The organism is Streptomyces sp. NBC_00503 (assembly GCF_036346895.1).
GTDB lineage: Bacteria > Actinomycetota > Actinomycetes > Streptomycetales > Streptomycetaceae > Streptomyces.
Genome location: NZ_CP107855.1, coordinates 6,004,209 through 6,019,803, shown reverse-complemented (window position 1 = coordinate 6,019,803; position 15,595 = coordinate 6,004,209). Strand labels below are relative to the sequence as shown.

Annotated in this window: 10 protein-coding genes and 1 riboswitch; of the genes, 3 read left to right on the top strand and 7 right to left on the bottom strand. The window is 72.1% G+C overall.

Annotated features, from left to right (window positions below; genetic code table 11):
• Positions 1 to 28: 28 nt before the first annotated feature.
• The gene (locus OG490_RS27760) at positions 29 to 2,866 is read right to left on the bottom strand and encodes a bifunctional acetate--CoA ligase family protein/GNAT family N-acetyltransferase (RefSeq protein WP_330298990.1); all 2,838 of its coding nucleotides are present in this window, start codon (positions 2,864 to 2,866) and stop codon (positions 29 to 31) included.
• Between the two features lie 184 nt (positions 2,867 to 3,050).
• Between OG490_RS27760 and OG490_RS27755 the strand changes: the two genes are divergently transcribed.
• Entirely contained in the window at positions 3,051 to 3,332 is a 282-nt protein-coding gene (locus tag OG490_RS27755) for an HPr family phosphocarrier protein (protein WP_330298989.1), read from the top strand.
• 192 nt (positions 3,333 to 3,524) lie between these two features.
• Here OG490_RS27755 and OG490_RS27750 read toward each other — a convergent pair whose 3' ends face one another.
• From OG490_RS27750 to OG490_RS27735, 4 genes are all read right to left on the bottom strand, one after another.
• On the bottom strand, positions 3,525 to 4,190 hold the full coding sequence (locus OG490_RS27750; RefSeq protein ID WP_330298988.1) for a GntR family transcriptional regulator: 666 nt from the start codon (positions 4,188 to 4,190) through the stop codon (positions 3,525 to 3,527).
• A gap of 177 nt (positions 4,191 to 4,367) precedes the next feature.
• Positions 4,368 to 5,159: a M23 family metallopeptidase gene (locus OG490_RS27745; protein ID WP_330298987.1), complete on the bottom strand. Its 792-nt coding sequence runs from the start codon at positions 5,157 to 5,159 to the stop codon at positions 4,368 to 4,370.
• Between the two features lie 12 nt (positions 5,160 to 5,171).
• Positions 5,172 to 5,331: riboswitch (cyclic di-AMP (ydaO/yuaA leader) on the bottom strand.
• A 206-nt stretch (positions 5,332 to 5,537) separates the two neighbouring features.
• Positions 5,538 to 6,905 (bottom strand): M16 family metallopeptidase, encoded by a 1,368-nt coding sequence (locus OG490_RS27740; RefSeq protein WP_330301094.1) that lies wholly within the window; start codon positions 6,903 to 6,905, stop codon positions 5,538 to 5,540.
• 32 nt (positions 6,906 to 6,937) lie between these two features.
• Positions 6,938 to 8,293 carry a M16 family metallopeptidase gene (locus tag OG490_RS27735; protein ID WP_330298986.1) on the bottom strand — a complete coding sequence of 452 codons (1,356 nt, stop codon included), beginning with the start codon at positions 8,291 to 8,293 and terminating at the stop codon, positions 6,938 to 6,940.
• 233 nt (positions 8,294 to 8,526) lie between these two features.
• On the opposite strand from OG490_RS27735, the gene OG490_RS27730 reads away from it, so the two are divergent.
• Positions 8,527 to 10,983: a DNA gyrase/topoisomerase IV subunit A gene (locus tag OG490_RS27730; RefSeq protein ID WP_330298985.1), complete on the top strand. Its 2,457-nt coding sequence runs from the start codon at positions 8,527 to 8,529 to the stop codon at positions 10,981 to 10,983.
• Between the two features lie 106 nt (positions 10,984 to 11,089).
• Complete coding sequence (locus tag OG490_RS27725) at positions 11,090 to 13,186, top strand: restriction endonuclease (protein WP_330298984.1); 2,097 nt, start codon at positions 11,090 to 11,092, stop codon at positions 13,184 to 13,186.
• Between the two features lie 16 nt (positions 13,187 to 13,202).
• Here the strand turns inward: OG490_RS27725 and OG490_RS27720 are convergent, their stop codons facing one another.
• Positions 13,203 to 14,330, bottom strand: a complete 1,128-nt coding sequence (locus OG490_RS27720; RefSeq protein WP_330298983.1) for a CobW family GTP-binding protein — start codon at positions 14,328 to 14,330, stop codon at positions 13,203 to 13,205.
• 43 nt (positions 14,331 to 14,373) lie between these two features.
• Entirely contained in the window at positions 14,374 to 15,534 is a 1,161-nt protein-coding gene (locus OG490_RS27715) for a citrate synthase (protein ID WP_330298982.1), read from the bottom strand.
• Positions 15,535 to 15,595: the final 61 nt, after the last annotated feature.

Genomic DNA, 15,595 nt, shown 5'->3' with positions numbered 1-15,595 from the left:
AGCTCAGTAGCTGGGCAGGGTCCGGAGCTCAGTAGCTGGGCAGGGTCCGCGGCCCGAGGTCGCCGCGGGCGGGCGGGTGGGCGACGCGGACGGCGGCGCTGAGGACGCAGAGCCCGTCGGTGGCGACGACCACGGGCTCCAGGTCCACCCCGACCACCTCGGGGTGGTCGTCGACGAGGCGGGAGACCCGCAGGAGCAGCTCCTCCAGGGCCGGGGTGTCCACGGGGTCGCTCCCGCGCCAGCCGAAGAGGAGCGGGGCGGCGCGGATGGAGCGGATCAGGCCCGCCGCGTCCCGGTCGGTGGCGGGGACCAGCCGGTGGGCGGTGTCGCCCAGCAGTTCGGAGGCGACGCCGGCGAGCCCGAAGGAGAGGACGGCTCCGGCGGCCGGGTCGATGACGGAGCGGATGACGGTGTCCACGCCCCGGGGAACCATGGCCTGGACCACGGGGAGCAGCTCCTGCGGCTTGCCCAGCATGTCGGTGAGCTCCCCGTAGGCCCGGCGCAGGTCGGCCTCGGTGGTGAGGTCGAGGCGTACGCCGCCGAGGTCGGCGCGATGGCGCAGGTGGGGGGCGGTGGTCTTGAGCGCCACGGGGTAGCCGAGGACCTGGGCGGCGCGGACGGCGGAGTCCGCGCTGGGTGCGGGGAGCGTGGGCGGCACCCGGATCCCGTAGCGGGCGAGCAGCTCGCGGGCGTCGGGGTCCGGGAGCCCCAGCACCTGCGTGTCCCCCACCTGCTCCAGCAGCCGGGAGAGCTGCCCCGCGGCCCCGCTCTGGTCGATGTCCTCGTAATCGGGCACCTGCCCGGCCTCGGCGGTGGCCCGCCGCCACTGCCCGTAGCGCACGGCCTCGGCGAGGGCCTTCACGGCCCGCTCGGCGGCGGGGTAGCTGGGGATCCGGATCCCGTCGCCGGCGGGCGCCTGCGGGTCGGCCGGCGCAGCACCCGGCTCCGCCGGGGCGGGGGGCGCGGGCTCCTGGGCGGCGCCCCGGTAGGGGGAGAGGGCGGGGTGGGGGAAGGTTCCCGCGGGGGCGGTGGCCGCCGAGAGGGCTTCGGCCAGGGCGCCCAGTTCCACGTGGACCACCGCCACCGGCTTGCCGGGGTGCTCCGCGACGGCCGCCCGCAGGGCCTCGGCGAGGTCGTCGGCCAGGGTGTGCTCGCTCACCCAGGGGATCGCGGTGACGACGACGGCGTCGTTGTCCGGCGAGGCCAGCGCCGCGGCGACCGAGGCGCGGAAGTCCTCCGGCGAGGCGGCGGTGGTCAGGTCCAGCGGCGCCAGCGGCCGCAGTCCCTCCGTCAGGCAGGCGTCGTAGGTGAGTACCCCGAGCGACTCGGAGTTCCCGAGGATCGCCACCCGCGGCCCGGCCGGTACGGGCTGCGAGGCCAGCAGCAGGCCGGCGTCCACCAGCTCGGTGACCGTGTCGACGCGGATCACCCCGGCCTGCCGCAGCAGCTCCGAGACGGTCGACTCGGGCAGCCGGGTGCCGGGGACCACGTGTCCGGCGGGGGTGTGGCGCCCGCCCAGGGCGACGACCACCGGCTTGACGGCGGCGGTGCGCCGGGCGAGGCGGGTGAACTTCCTCGGGTTGCCGAGGGTCTCCAGGTACATCAGTGCGACGTCGGTCGCCTCGTCGTCGTACCAGTACTGGAGGATGTCGTTGCCCGAGACGTCCGCCCGGTTCCCGGCGGAGACGAAGGAGGACAGCCCCTCCCCGCGCCGCAGCAGCCCCGAGAGCAGCGCGATGCCGATCGCCCCGGACTGGGTGAACAGGCCGACCCGTCCCCGCGCGGGGGCCGGGGCCGGGGCCAGCGAGGCGTTCAGCCCCACCTCCGGCGCGGTGTTGATCACCCCGAAGGCGTTCGGCCCGATGAGCCGCATCCCGTACGAGCGCACCTGCCGCACCAGTTCGCGCTGGCGGGCGAGGCCTTCGGTCCCGCTCTCGCCGTATCCGGCGGACAGCACCACCAGCCCCTGCACTCCGTGTTCACCGCAGGCCGCCACCGCTTCGGGGACCCGCTCGGCGGGGACGGCGATCACCGCGAGGTCCACCGGGGCTCCGATGTCGGCGACCGTGCGGTAGGCCCGTACGCCGTCCAGCAGGCCGCTGGCGATGCCGGGGGCGCAGGCCTCGTTGACGGCGTAGAGGTGGCCGTGGAAGCCGCTGTCCCGCAGGTTGCGCAGGGCGGCCGCGCCCACTCCCCCGCCGGAGCGGCTGACTCCGATCACCGCCACGGATCCGGGGGCGAGCAGCCGCTGCACGGACCGGGCCTCGGCGCGCTGTTCGCGGGCGCGCTGCACGGCGAGGGACTCGGCGGTGGGTTCGAGGTCGAGGGTGAGGTGGACGGAGCCGTCCTCGAAGCTGCGCTTCTGCTGGTAGCCGACGTCTGTGAACACCTTGATCATCTTGGTGTTGGCGGGCAGCACCTCGGCGGCGAAGCGGCGGATGCCGCGCTCGCGCGCGACCGCGCCGATGTGTTCGAGCAGCGCCGAGGCGACTCCGCGGCCCTGGTGGGCGTCCTGGACGAGGAAGGCCACCTCGGCCTCGTCGGAGGGTCCGGTGGCCGGGCGGCCGTCGGAGCCGATGCGGTCGAAGCGGACGGTGCCGATGAACTCTCCGCCGATCGTCGCGGCGAGGCCGACCCGGTCCACGAAGTCGTGGTGCGTGAAGCGGTGCACGTCGCGGTCGGAGAGCCGGGGGTAGGGGGCGAAGAACCGGTAGTACTTGGACTCGTCCGAGACCTGCTCGTAGAAGCTGACCAGCCGGCCCGCGTCGTCGGTGGTGATGGGCCGGATCCGGGCGGTTCCGCCGTCGCGCAGGACGACGTCGGCTTCCCAGTGGTCCGGATACGAGGGGTCCGACTCGGTGGTCATGGGGCCACCTTAAGGCTCGAACGGTTCGATTGGCCTGGGCGCGGCGCATCGGGCAAGCTGACCCGAATCAGTGCAAGCTGGGGTAGGTCGAACGGCGGGATTTTCGGGCCGAAGGTCGGTCCGACCATTCCGGACGTCGTGAGAGACTGGTCTAGACAACCGTAAGAACCTGAAGGGCATCACCATGGCAGAGCGCCGCGTCAACGTCGGCTGGGCCGAGGGCCTGCACGCTCGTCCCGCCTCGATCTTCGTCCGTGCGACGACCGCTTCCGGCGTCCCGGTGACCATCGCGAAGGCCGGCGGCGACCCCGTCAACGCCGCCTCCATGCTGGCGGTCCTGGGCCTGGGCGCCCAGGGCGGCGAGGAGATCGTCCTGTCGTCCGAGGCCGAGGGCGCCGAGGTCGCGCTGGACCGCCTCGCGAAGCTGGTCGCCGAGGGTCTCGAGGAGCTCCCCGAGACCGTCTGACCCTTCGGGTTCGACTCGCAAGACGTGCACGGCGAAGCCGTTGCCCCCGACCACCGTCGGGGGCAACGGCTTCGCTGCATTTCAGCCGGCCGGAAATGCGCACGGCACACCCGGACGCGAATTCACGCGAATTGCGCGGGCCGCGATATCCTCGGCACCGTACGGATATCAGACCTTTGTATACGACGTTTGTTAATGCCGGCCGCTTGCCATGTTTACGGCAGGTTGCAAAGTCCTCACCCTGATCCGGTACGCCCCGGCCGCGCGGTCCACGTGCGCCGCGGTCAGCATCCGGGCCCGCTCGGCGTCGCCCCGGGCCACCGCGTCCACGATCGCGCCGTGCTCCGCCCAGGACTCCACGGGCCGCGCCGGGGACTCCACCACGTACATCCAGGCCAGCTTGTGGCGCATCTGGGTGAGCAGCGTGATCAGCCCCGGACTCCCGGACGCCTGGGCGAGCGTCTCGTGGAACCAGCCGCCCAAGGAGCGCAGATCCTCCCCCTGCCCCCTCCTGGCCCTCTCCTGCCCCAGCCTGACCAGCCCCCGCAACACCTTGAGGTGGGCCTCGCCGCGGCGCCGGGCGGCCCGCGCGGCTGCGAGGGGCTCCAGCAGCAGCCGCAGCTCCAGGAGGTCGGCCGCCTCCTGCTCGGTCGGCTCGGCCACGCAGGCGCCCGCGTGCCGGCGGGTGGTCACGAACCCCTCGGACTCCAGCGTGCGCAGTGCCTCGCGCACCGGGACGCGCGAGACTCCGTACCGGCGGGCCAGCACCTCCTCGGTCAGCCGGCCACCGGGCTCGAACACCCCGGAGACGATGTCGTCGCGGATTGCTGTGCATACCGTGTGCGCGGGAATACGCAAGACCGGACCTCCGCCTTTTTCGTATGGCTGTGCGCCCTGCGACTCTATTGCAACACACGATAATTTCCGAGAGCGGCCGGAAATACGAAACATTCACACAACGCGAAGGCCCCGGCTCGGATAGAGCCGGGGCCTTCGGGAAGACGCGTGACGCGGCGGGGCGTCGTGCGGTCTGCGTCAGACGTTGACGCCGTGGGAGCGCAGGTACGCGACCGGGTCGATGTCCGTGCCGTACTCGGCGCCGGTACGGGCCTCGAAGTGCAGGTGCGGGCCGCTGGAGTTGCCGGTGGAGCCCGACAGGCCGATCTGCTGGCCCGCGGCCACCTGCTGGCCGACGGAGACGCTCAGCGAGGTCATGTGGCCGTACTGGGTGTAGGTGCCGTCGGCGTGCTTGATGACGACGTTGTTGCCGTACGCGCCGCCCCAGCCCGCCTCGACCACGGTGCCCAGGCCGACCGCGTGCACCTCGGTGCCGGAGGCGGCGTGGAAGTCGATGCCGGTGTGGCTGCCGGAGGACCACATGCCGCCGCCCGCGTGCCACTGGGTGCTGACGTAGGAGTCCGTGATCGGGGCCACGAAGGTGTTGAGGCGCTTGCGCTCCTCGTCGCGGGCGGCGCGCTCGGCGGCCTCGCGCTCGGCCTTGGCGCGGGCTTCGGCCTTCGCCTTGGCCTCGGCGGCCCGCTGCTTCGCGTCGGCCTCGGCCTGCGCCTTGGCGGCGGCGGCCTCGGCGGCCCGCTGCTGGGAGTGGGCCTGGGCCTGGATCTCGCCGGCGAGTTCGTCGGCCACCACGATGGTGTTGAGGCCGGTGTCCTCGACGGAGGGGGCCTTGTCCGCGGCGAACGCCGGGCCGGCCAGGGAGCCGACGACACCGGTGGTGACGACGGCGGCTATACCGGCGTAGCCGGCGGTCTTGCGGCTCAGACGGCTGGAACCACGGTGCTTGCCGGCGGCACGACTGCCAAAGGCCATGAAGGGGTTGATCCTTTCCTTCCCTCTCGCCTACCGGGTTAGCTGACGGGTTCGGAGCAGGAAGGTCTCCTACGGGCCACCTCTCACGAGGCGGTCCGATTCACCCCAGGGACACATGTGGGTCCCCGGCTCCCCAGGCTCGCGCCTGACGGGGACTCGGCGATCGCTGTCCGGTGCCGCGGGCGCGGCGGTTACAACTGACGGACAGCACGGCCGACGCTAGGCGGATCATCAGTCAATCGCCAAACAGACACGCCTTTTTGTTGCGTACGCCACACCGCATACAAGCAACCACACGACTAAATGGACAAAAGGGGCCCCTGCGGAAATACCGCCTGAGCCCCTCCGATGGCCGACGAACGGCCGCACCTCGTCCGGTCAGTTGGTGACCACGGTCACTTCGCCGATCCCCAGGGCCCGTACGGGCTCCTCGATCTGCGAGGCGTCGCCCACCAGCACCGTGACCAGGCGGTCCACCGGGAAGGCGTTGACGACCGCCGAAGTGGCCTCCACCGTCCCCGTCTCGGCGAGCCGCGCGTACAACTGCGCCTGGTAGTCGTCCGGCAGCTCCTGCTCGACCTGGTCGGCGAGGGTGCCCGCGACCGAGGCGGCCGTCTCGAACTTCAGCGGGGCCACGCCCACCAAGTTCTGCACCGCCACGTCCCGTTCGGCGTCGGTCAGGCCGCCCTCTGCGAGGGTGCGCAGCACCTTCCAGAGGTCGTCCAGGGCCGGGCCGGTGTTCGGGGTGTCCACCGAGCCGCTGATGGCGAGCATCGAGGCGCCCTTGCCGTCGGCGGTGGAACGCAGCACCTGGCCGAAGGCGCGCACGCCGTAGGTGTACCCCTTCTCCTCGCGCAGCACCTTGTCCAGGCGCGAAGTGAGGGTGCCGCCCAGGCAGTACGTGCCGAGCACCTGGGGCGCCCAGACCCGGTCGTGCCGGTCCGCTCCGATACGGCCGATCAGCAGCTGCGTCTGGACGGCTCCGGGCCGGTCCACGATGACCACGCGGCCGCGGTCGTCGGCGGTGATCGGCGCGACCGGGCGGGGCTCGGTGGTGTCACCGGTCCACGTGCCCAGGGTGTCGGCCAGGACGGCGTCCAGGTCGATGCCGGTCAGGTCGCCGACGATCACCGCGGTGGCGGTCGCGGGGCGTACGTGGGCCTCGTAGAAGGCACGTACGGCCGCGGAGTCGATCCGCGCGACCGTCTCCTCGGTGCCCTGGCGCGGGCGGGAGATCCGCAGGGACTGCGGGAACAGCTCCTTGGAGAGCTGCTTGGCGGCACGGCGCTGCGGGTTGGCCGACTCGTGCGGGATCTCGTCGAGCCGGTTGCGCACCAGGCGGTCGACCTCGGCGTCGCTGAAGGCCGGCGCGCGCAGCGCCTCGGCGACCAGCCCCAGCGCCTTGTGCAGGCGGGAGGCCGGAACCTCCAGGGAGACCCGCAGGCCCGGGTGGTCGGCGTGCGCGTCGAGGGTGGCTCCGCAGCGCTCCAGCTCGGCCGCGAACTCCTCGGCCGAATGCTTGTCGGTGCCCTCGGACAGGGCGCGGGCCATGATGGTGGCCACGCCGTCCAGGCCCTCGGGCTCCGCGTCGAGCGGGGCCGCGAGGTTGATCTCGACCGCGACGACCTGCTGGCCCGGCCGGTGGCAGCGCAGCAGGGTCAGGCCGTTGGCCAGGACCCCGCGGTCGGGGGCCGGGAAGGCCCACGGCTGCGGCTCGCCGGCCTGGGGGCGCGGGTGGAAGGTCATCGTGACGGCTGCGGTGTCGGCTGCGGTGTCGCTCACTGCTCCGCCCCTTCGTTCTCGTCGCTGTTCTCGTCGGCGTCCTCGGCGTCGTCCACCGCGATCGGCTCGTACACGAGCACCGCGCGGTTGTCCGGGCGCAGTCGGGCGGCGGCCACGGCCTGGACCTCCTCGGCGGTGATGTCGAGGACCCGCTGGACGGCGGTCAGCGCCAGCTGCGGGTCGCCGAACAGCACCGCGAAGCGGCACAGTTCGTCCGCGCGGCCGGACACCGTGCTCAGCCGGTCCAGCCATTCGCGCTCCAGCTGGGCCTGAGCGCGCTCCATCTCCTCGGCCGTCGGGCCCTCGGCGGCGAACCGCGCGAGCTCCTCGTCCACGGCCGCCTCGATGGCGGGCACCTCCACCCCGCTGGAGGTCTTGACGTCCAGCCAGCCGAGGGAGGGCGCGCCGGCCAGGCGCAGCATCCCGAAGCCGGCCGCGACGGCGGTCTGGTCGCGGCGGACCAGACGGTTGTGCAGCCGGGAGGAGTCCCCGCTGCCGAGGACGGTCAGCGCCACGTCGGCGGCGTCGCACTCGCGGGTGCCGTCGTGCGGGAGGCGGTAGGCGGCCATCAGCGCACGGGCCGGAACCTCTTCGACGATCTCCTCGCGCAGCTGCTCGCCCATGATGTCGGGGAGCGAGCCGTCGCGCGGCGGCTGCTTGCCGTCGTGGGCGGGGATGGTGCCGAAGTACTTCTCGACCCAGGCGAGCGTCTGCTCGGGGTCGATGTCGCCGACGACCGACAGCACCGCGTTGTTGGGCGCGTAGTACGTACGGAAGAAGGTGCGCGCGTCCTCCAGGGACGCGGCGTCCAGGTCGGCCATCGAGCCGATCGGCGTGTGGTGGTACGGGTGGCCCTCCGGGTAGGCCAGAGCGGTCAGCCGCTCGAAGGCCGTACCGTACGGGACGTTGTCGTAGCGCTGGCGGCGCTCGTTCTTGACGACATCGCGCTGGTTCTCCATGGACTCGTCGTCCAGGGCGGCCAGCAGCGAGCCCATCCGGTCCGCCTCCAGCCACAGCGCGAGCTCCAGCTGGTGGGTCGGCATCGTCTCGAAGTAGTTGGTGCGCTCGAAGCTGGTGGTGCCGTTGAGGGAGCCGCCGGCTCCCTGGACCAGTTCGAAGTGGTCGTTGCCGGACACGTTCTGCGAGCCCTGGAACATCAGGTGCTCGAAGAGGTGAGCAAGGCCGGTACGCCCCTTGACTTCGTGGCGCGAGCCGACGTCGTACCAGAGGCAGACCGCGGCGACCGGGGTCAGGTGGTCCTCGGACAGCACCACGCGCAGGCCGTTGGCCAGCCTGTGCTCGGTCGCTGTGAGGCCGCCGGAGCCGGCCTGGGCTGTGGCCGTGTGACCCATGGGCATGTGGTCCCTTCGATCGCGATGCAGAGATTCCTGTCAGACCTGCCACTGTATGCAAGCGTGTCGGCGACCGGAGAAGTTCCCGGCCCAGTCCTGGGTCGGAGTCGGCGTTGTCGGTGCCTCGGGCCACAATGGTCCGCGTCACCCCTGTCCGAAACCCGGCCAGGCCCACCCGCACACCCCGTGAGAGCTCAGCTCATCCCGATTCTTGGTTAAGGAGCCGCGCAGCGATGGCCCGCCGCAGCACGAAGACCCCGCCGCCGGAGGATTTCGAGGAGAAGATCCTCGACATCGACGTCGTCGACGAAATGCAGGGCTCCTTCCTCGAGTACGCGTACTCGGTGATCTACTCCCGAGCCCTGCCCGACGCACGCGACGGCATGAAGCCGGTGCACCGGCGCATCGTCTACCAGATGAACGAGATGGGCCTGCGCCCCGACCGCGGCTACGTCAAGTGCGCGCGCGTCGTCGGCGAGGTCATGGGCAAGCTCCACCCGCACGGAGACGCGTCGATCTACGACGCCCTCGTGCGCATGGCGCAGCCCTTCTCCATGCGTCTCCCGCTGGTCGACGGCCACGGCAACTTCGGCTCGCTCGGCAACGACGACCCGCCGGCCGCGATGCGGTACACCGAGTCCAAGATGGCCGACGCCGCCTCGCTGATGACGGACGGGATCGACGAGAACACCGTCGACTTCGCCGCGAACTACGACGGCCAGGAGCGCGAACCGGTCGTACTCCCGGCGGCGTACCCGAACCTGCTGGTCAACGGCGCGTCCGGGATCGCGGTCGGCATGGCCACCAACATGGCTCCGCACAACCTGGGCGAGGTCATCGCGGCCGCCCGCCACCTGATCCGCTACCCGGAGGCGGACCTGGAAGCGCTCATGCGCTTCGTACCGGGTCCCGACCTGCCCACCGGCGGCCGGATCGTGGGCCTCGCGGGCATCAAGGACGCCTACGAGAGCGGCCGCGGCACCTTCAAGATCCGCTCGACGGTGACCCTGGAGGACGTGACCCCGCGCCGCAAGGGCCTGGTCGTCACCGAACTGCCCTTCACGGTCGGCCCCGAGAAGGTCATCGCGAAGATCAAGGACCTGGTCGGCTCGAAGAAGCTCCAGGGCATCGCGGACGTCAAGGACCTCACCGACCGCTCGCACGGCCTGCGCCTGGTCATCGAGATCAAGAACGGCTTCCACCCGGAAGCCGTGCTGGAGCAGCTGTACAAGCTGACGCCGATGGAGGAGTCCTTCGGCATCAACAACGTCGCGCTGGTCGACGGACAGCCGTTGACGCTGGGCCTCAAGGAGCTCCTCGAGGTCTACCTCGACCACCGCTTCGAGGTCGTGCGGCGCCGCAGCGAGTTCCGCCGGGGCAAGCGGCGCGACCGCCTGCACCTGGTCGAGGGCCTGCTGGTGGCCCTGCTCGACATCGACGAGGTCATCCGGATCATCCGGGACAGCGACAACTCCGCCCAGGCCAAGGAGCGCCTGATGGAGCGCTTCTCCCTGAGCGAGATCCAGACCCAGTACATCCTGGACACCCCGCTGCGCCGGCTCACCCGCTTCGACCGGATCGAGCTGGAGTCCGAGCGCGACCGGCTGACCGGCGAGATCGACGAGCTGACCGGGATCCTGGACTCCGACAACGAGCTGCGCAAGCTGGTCTCCTCGGAACTGGCCGCGGTGTCGAAGAAGTTCGGCACGGAGCGCCGTACGGTGCTGCTGGAATCCGCCGGAACCCCGGTCGCGGCGGTGCCGCTGGAGGTCGAGGACACCCCCTGCCGGGTGCTGCTCTCCTCCACCGGCCTGCTGGCCCGCACCGCGAACGCCGATCCGCTTCCCGAGGAGGAGGGCGGCGCCCGCGCCAAGCACGACCTGATCGTCTCGCAGGTCGCCGCCACCACCCGGGCCGACATCGGCGCGGTCACCTCGTACGGGCGTCTCCTGCGGCTCTCGGTGATCGACCTGCCGCAGCTGCCGGACACCCACGCCGCGCCGAACCTGGCGGGCGGCGCCCCGGTCTCGGAGTTCCTCTCCGGGCTCGAGGCCGACGAGAAGGTCGTCTGCCTGACCTCGCTGGACGAATCGGGGCAGGGCCTGGCGCTCGGCACCGAACAGGGCGTGGTCAAGCGGGTCGTGCCGGACTACCCGGCCAACAAGGACGAGCTGGAGGTCATCACCCTCAAGGACGGTGACCGGATCGTCGGAGCGGTCGAGCTGCGCACCGGCGAGGAGGACCTCGTCTTCATCACCGACGACGCCCAGCTGCTGCGCTACCCGGCGAGCCAGGTGCGCCCGCAGGGCCGCCCGGCGGGCGGTATGGCGGGCATCAAGCTCGCCGACAACGCCAAGGTGATCCACTTCTCGGCCGTCGACCCGGCGCGCGACGCCGTGGTGTTCACGGTGGCCGGCTCGCACGGGACGCTGGACGACTCGCTGCTGTCCGTGAAGCTGACCCCGTTCGACCAGTACCCGCGCAAGGGCCGGGCCACCGGCGGCGTCCGCTGCCAGCGGTTCCTCAAGGGCGAGGACCTGCTGGTCCTGGCCTGGGCGGGCGGCTCTCCGGCCCGCGCGGCGACGGCCAACGGCAGCCCGGCCGCGCTGCCCGCCGTCGATCCGCGACGCGACGGCTCCGGCACCTCGCTGCCGGTCGCGGTCGCGGCACTGGCGGGGGCCGCGCTGTAGGGAGTTCCAGGTCATTCGGGGGGTACGTCCGGGGGACGTACCCCCCGAATGGCGACTAGTGTTTTCCCTCTTGGCACTGTCGGTGGGGCGGGGAGACACAGAACTGATGAGTCGTCGGTCGGACGGATCGATCAGGGACTGGGCCGAAGCCCAGCGCCGGACCCAGCAGATGCAGCTGGTCCGGCAACGCGAGGCGGAACACCCCCAGCGGCCCTACGAAGGCGGTGGGGTCCGGGGGCAACGGCAGCAGCAGGCAGCCGACCGGCAGCACCGCGACGCCGAGGCGCAGCGGCGTTCCGCGCAGCTCGACGCCGAGGTCGAGGCCCTACAGGTCCTGCTGGTCACCGGATGCAGGGCACCGGCGTTCCGAACGGCGGCCATGGTCCGGTCGGAACAGCTGGAACCGTTCGCCCCGGGAAGCCTGGCGCAGCCGGTGGCGCTCCCGCGCATCGATCAGTTCCAGCAGCAGAGCAGCGGCTGGACCCTCGGCTCCGGCCAGCGGGCGCAAGCGGAGCGGGATGCGCACGCGCGGTACACGGCCGCCTGGCAGGCCGCGCAGGCGGCCGAGACGCAGCGGCAGCACCAACTGGCTTCGTACCGGCAGCAGTACGACACCTGGGCGGCGGAGCAGCTCACCGGGATCCGGGCGCACAACAGCGGACTCGCCGAGCTGGCCGCCGCACTGCGCGCCGGCGACCCCGAGGCGGTGGTGGAGTACTTCTCGGCCGCCCTGTACGTCTCGACGGCCTGGCCCGAGGCGCTGCCGAGGCAGGTGGCGGCCGCCTACGACCCGGGGGCGCGCCAGCTCGTGCTGGACTGGGAGCTGCCCGGGTACGCGGTGGTGCCGGAGGCCAGGTCGGTCCAGTACCTGCCGAGCACGGGCCAGTACCGGGTGAAGCCCCGCCCGGCGACGGAGCGGCGGGCGCTGTACCGGGACCTGCTGGCGCAGTGCGTGCTCCTGGTGCTGCGCGAGCTGTACGCGGCCGACGAGTTCGGGGTGCTGGACTCGGTCCTGGTGAACGGCTTCGTGGACCGCCCCGATCCCGTGACGGGACAGGAGGCGCAGTTCGTCCTCGCCACGGTGACCGCGGCACGCACCACGTTCGAGGGACTGCGGCTGGAACAGGTCAGCGCGGTGGACTGCCTCGTGGAGGGCTTGCGCGGGCAGCTCTCGGCGAAGCCCGACCAACTGACCACGGTGCGTCCAGGGCGTCGCCCCGGCGAGGTCGGCACGGTCGTCGGCCACGGCGGGCACGCGGACGACGAGGAGGAGCCGGACCTCTTCGCGATGGACCCCATCGCCTTCGAGAACCTGGTGGCCGAGCTCTTCCGGGCGATGGGCATGGAGGCGGTGACCACGCAGCGCTCGGGCGACGGCGGCGTGGACGTCGAAGCGCTGGACCCGGCCCCGATCCGGGGCGGGCGGATCGTGGTGCAGGTCAAGCGCTACCGCAACACGGTCCCGCCGACGGCCGTACGGGACCTGTACGGCACGGTCCAGGACCGGGGGGCGAACAAGGGGGTGCTCGTCACCACGGCGACCTTCGGGCCCGGGTCGTACACCTTCGCCAACGGCAAGCCCCTGGAGTTGGTTCCCGGGGCCGAACTCGTGGAGCTGCTGCACCGGCACGGACTGCGCGGACGCCTCGGCGGGGGCGCGCCCGACGCGGCCCCTGCCCCGGTGCCGGCCCGGCCGACGGCGCAAGAGGCGCCACCCGCCGATCACAACGTGCTCGGCATGTCCTGGACCGGCGCGGTCGCGCTCGACGTGTGCGCGCTGGTCTGCGAGGGCGGCCGGGTGCTGAGCGAGGAGCACTTCGTGTTCTTCAACAACCCCCGCACCCCTGACGGTTCGGTACGGACACACGCGCACGCGGCGCCCGACAAGGCCGCCTTGCTGGTGGCCTTCGACTCCCTGCCGCACCCCGCCGACCGGCTGGTCCTCGTGGCGGCGATCGACCCTGAGGTCGATCCGGACGCCGACCTCGCGGGCTTCACGGACGCCCGGATCCGGCTGCTGGACACCACCGGCGAGGAGTTGGGCCGGCTGGAGGTCTCCGACGGCCGCGCCGGTGAAACCGCCCTGGTCCTCGGTTCCTTCCGGCGCCGCCCGAGTGGCGACTGGGACTTCGTCCTCGGCGGCAAGGGCTACCCGGGCGGCCTGGAACCCCTGCTCGGCGACTTCGGCATCGAGGTCGTCTGAGCGGAGGCGGCCGGTCTCAGAAGTCCTCGGGGTCGGCGTCCGGCTCCGGCCCGGCTTCCTGCTCCGGCCCGGGCTCCTGCTCCGGCGCCGCCGGGCGGTCCACGTAGCGCAGGACGCCCCACATGGATTCCGGGCGGCCGTGCTGCGGCTGCGCCTCCCGGCACGCCTCCAGTTCGCGGAGCAGGTCCGGGCCGTCCGTGCCCGAGCCGATCAGGACGAGCTGCGTCAGGCGCGGCTCGCCCCGGCCCCAGGGGTGCGGGGAGAAGCGGAGGAACCGGCCGACCGCGTGGATCTCGTAGCGCTCCTGGTGGCCGGGGACGCCGAAGTAGACGAAGCCCTTGATCCGGTAGAGCCCGGCCGGGCGGCGGTCGAGGAACTCGATGAACCGGCGCGGGTCGAGGGCCTGCTCGGAGACGAACTCCGTGCTCTCGTAGGCGGCGTGAACGTGGTCCGCGTGACCAGCGGCGGCGCCGTCGTGGTCGCCGTCGTGGTCGTGCGCCTGGGCCAGCAGGTCCTCGAAGGACAGCTGCCCCCGGGTCTGCTCCCACGGCCGCCGGTCGAAGAGCAGCTCCGGGTCGATCCGCCCGTGGTCCGCGCCGACGACCGGGATGCCCGGCGCGCACAGTCCGCCGAGCGCCTCCTCGATCCGGGCCCGTTCGCCCGAGTCCACCCGGTCGGTCTTGTTGAGCACCACCAGGTCCGCGACGGACAGGTGCCGGTCGGTCTCCGGATGCCTGACGCGGGTCGCGTCGAACTCCGCCGCGTCCACGACCTGCACCATGCCGCCGTAGCGGACGGCCGGATTCTCGTTGGCGACGAGCATCCGGACCATCTCCTGGGGCTCCGCCAGCCCGCTCGCCTCGATGACGATCACGTCGATGCGGTGGACCGGGTCGGCGAGCTTCTCCAGGTAGGCGTCCAGCTCGCTGCCGTCCACCGCACAGCACAGGCAGCCGCCGCCGAGGGAGACCATCGAGTCGCCGAGCTGGCCGGCCACCGACATCGCGTCCACCTCGATGGAGCCGAAGTCGTTGACGACGACCCCGATCCGGGTGCCTCCCCGGTGGGTCAGGAGGTGGTTGAGGACGGTCGTCTTGCCGGATCCGAGGAATCCGGCGAGGACGACGACGGGGATGCTGTTCACCCGGTCGATCGTAGCCAGTGCCGCGTCGGGCGGCGTTCGCCCGTCAGCCGAGGGCGGGGACCGGCTCGGGCGGGGTCGGGCCGGTGTAGCGGGCCGCCGGGCGGATGATCTTCGAGTCGGTGGCCTGTTCGAGGATGTTCGCGCTCCAGCCGACCACCCTGGCCGCGCAGAAGGTCGGGGTGAACATCTCGCGCGGCAGCCCGCACAGCTCCATGACCACGCCCGCGTAGAACTCCACGTTGGTGTGCAGCTCGCGCCCCGGCTTCAGCTCGGCGAGGATCTCCTCCACGTGCCGCTCGACCTCCACGGCGAAGTCCACGAGCGGGCCGCCGAACCCGCGGGCGATCTCGCGCAGCATGCGCGAGCGCGGGTCCTCGGTGCGGTACACGGGGTGTCCGAAGCCCATGATCCGGTCGCCCGCGAGCACCCGCTCGCGGATCCAGGGGTCGATCCGGTCCGCCGTGCCGATGGCGTCGAGCGTGTCCAGGGCCCGGCTGGGGGCGCCGCCGTGCAGGGGGCCGGAGAGTGCGCCGATCGCCCCGGTCAGGCAGGCCGCGACATCGGCTCCGGTGGAGGCGATCACCCGGGCGGTGAAGGTGGACGCGTTGAACCCGTGGTCGATCGTGGAGATCAGGTACTGCTCGACCGCGCGGGCCTCGACCGGGCCGGGCTCCCGCCCGCTCAGCATGTAGAGGTAGTTGGCGGCGTACGGGAGGTCCTCGCGCGGCTCCACCGGCTCCAGCCCCTGCCCGAGCCGGTGCAGCGCGGTGAGCAGGGTCGGTACGGCGGCGCAGGCGGCCAGCGCGTCGGCGGCCCGGCGCTCGGGGTCGAGGTCGTAGACCGGGCGGAAGCCGGCCGAGGCGCCGAGCAGGGAGAGCGCGGTGCGCAGGCCGGCGAGCGGGCCGGACAGGGCGGTGGCGCGGGCCAGCGCGGGCAGGGCGTCGCGCACCTCGGCGGGAAGCCGGCGCAGCGGGGCGATCTCGGCGGCGAAGGCGGCGCGTTCGGCGGCGTCGGCGGGCAGCGCGCCGCGGAACATCAGGTGCCACACGTCCTCGAAGGTGCGGCTCCCGGCGAGCTCGACGGCCGAGTACTGGCGGTAGTGGTAGAAGCCCTCACGGCCTCGGACGTCACCGAGCAGGGTGTCGGTGACCACGACTCCCGCAAGTCCGCGGGGTGCTTCGAAGGGTGCGACGGTGGTGTTCATGGATCGACCATCGATGATGGACTCAATCACTGTCAATATTGATTGAATCAATCTATGTAGG

Coding starts and splice junctions, on each gene's coding strand:
- OG490_RS27735 (WP_330298986.1), bottom strand. CDS start 8,293: ATGGGTCACACGGCCACAGCCCAGGCCGGCTCCGGCGGCCTCACAGCG.
- OG490_RS27755 (WP_330298989.1), top strand. CDS start 3,051: ATGGCAGAGCGCCGCGTCAACGTCGGCTGGGCCGAGGGCCTGCACGCT.
- OG490_RS27730 (WP_330298985.1), top strand. CDS start 8,527: ATGGCCCGCCGCAGCACGAAGACCCCGCCGCCGGAGGATTTCGAGGAG.
- OG490_RS27740 (WP_330301094.1), bottom strand. CDS start 6,905: ATGACCTTCCACCCGCGCCCCCAGGCCGGCGAGCCGCAGCCGTGGGCC.
- OG490_RS27725 (WP_330298984.1), top strand. CDS start 11,090: ATGAGTCGTCGGTCGGACGGATCGATCAGGGACTGGGCCGAAGCCCAG.
- OG490_RS27760 (WP_330298990.1), bottom strand. CDS start 2,866: ATGACCACCGAGTCGGACCCCTCGTATCCGGACCACTGGGAAGCCGAC.
- OG490_RS27745 (WP_330298987.1), bottom strand. CDS start 5,159: ATGGCCTTTGGCAGTCGTGCCGCCGGCAAGCACCGTGGTTCCAGCCGT.
- OG490_RS27715 (WP_330298982.1), bottom strand. CDS start 15,534: ATGAACACCACCGTCGCACCCTTCGAAGCACCCCGCGGACTTGCGGGA.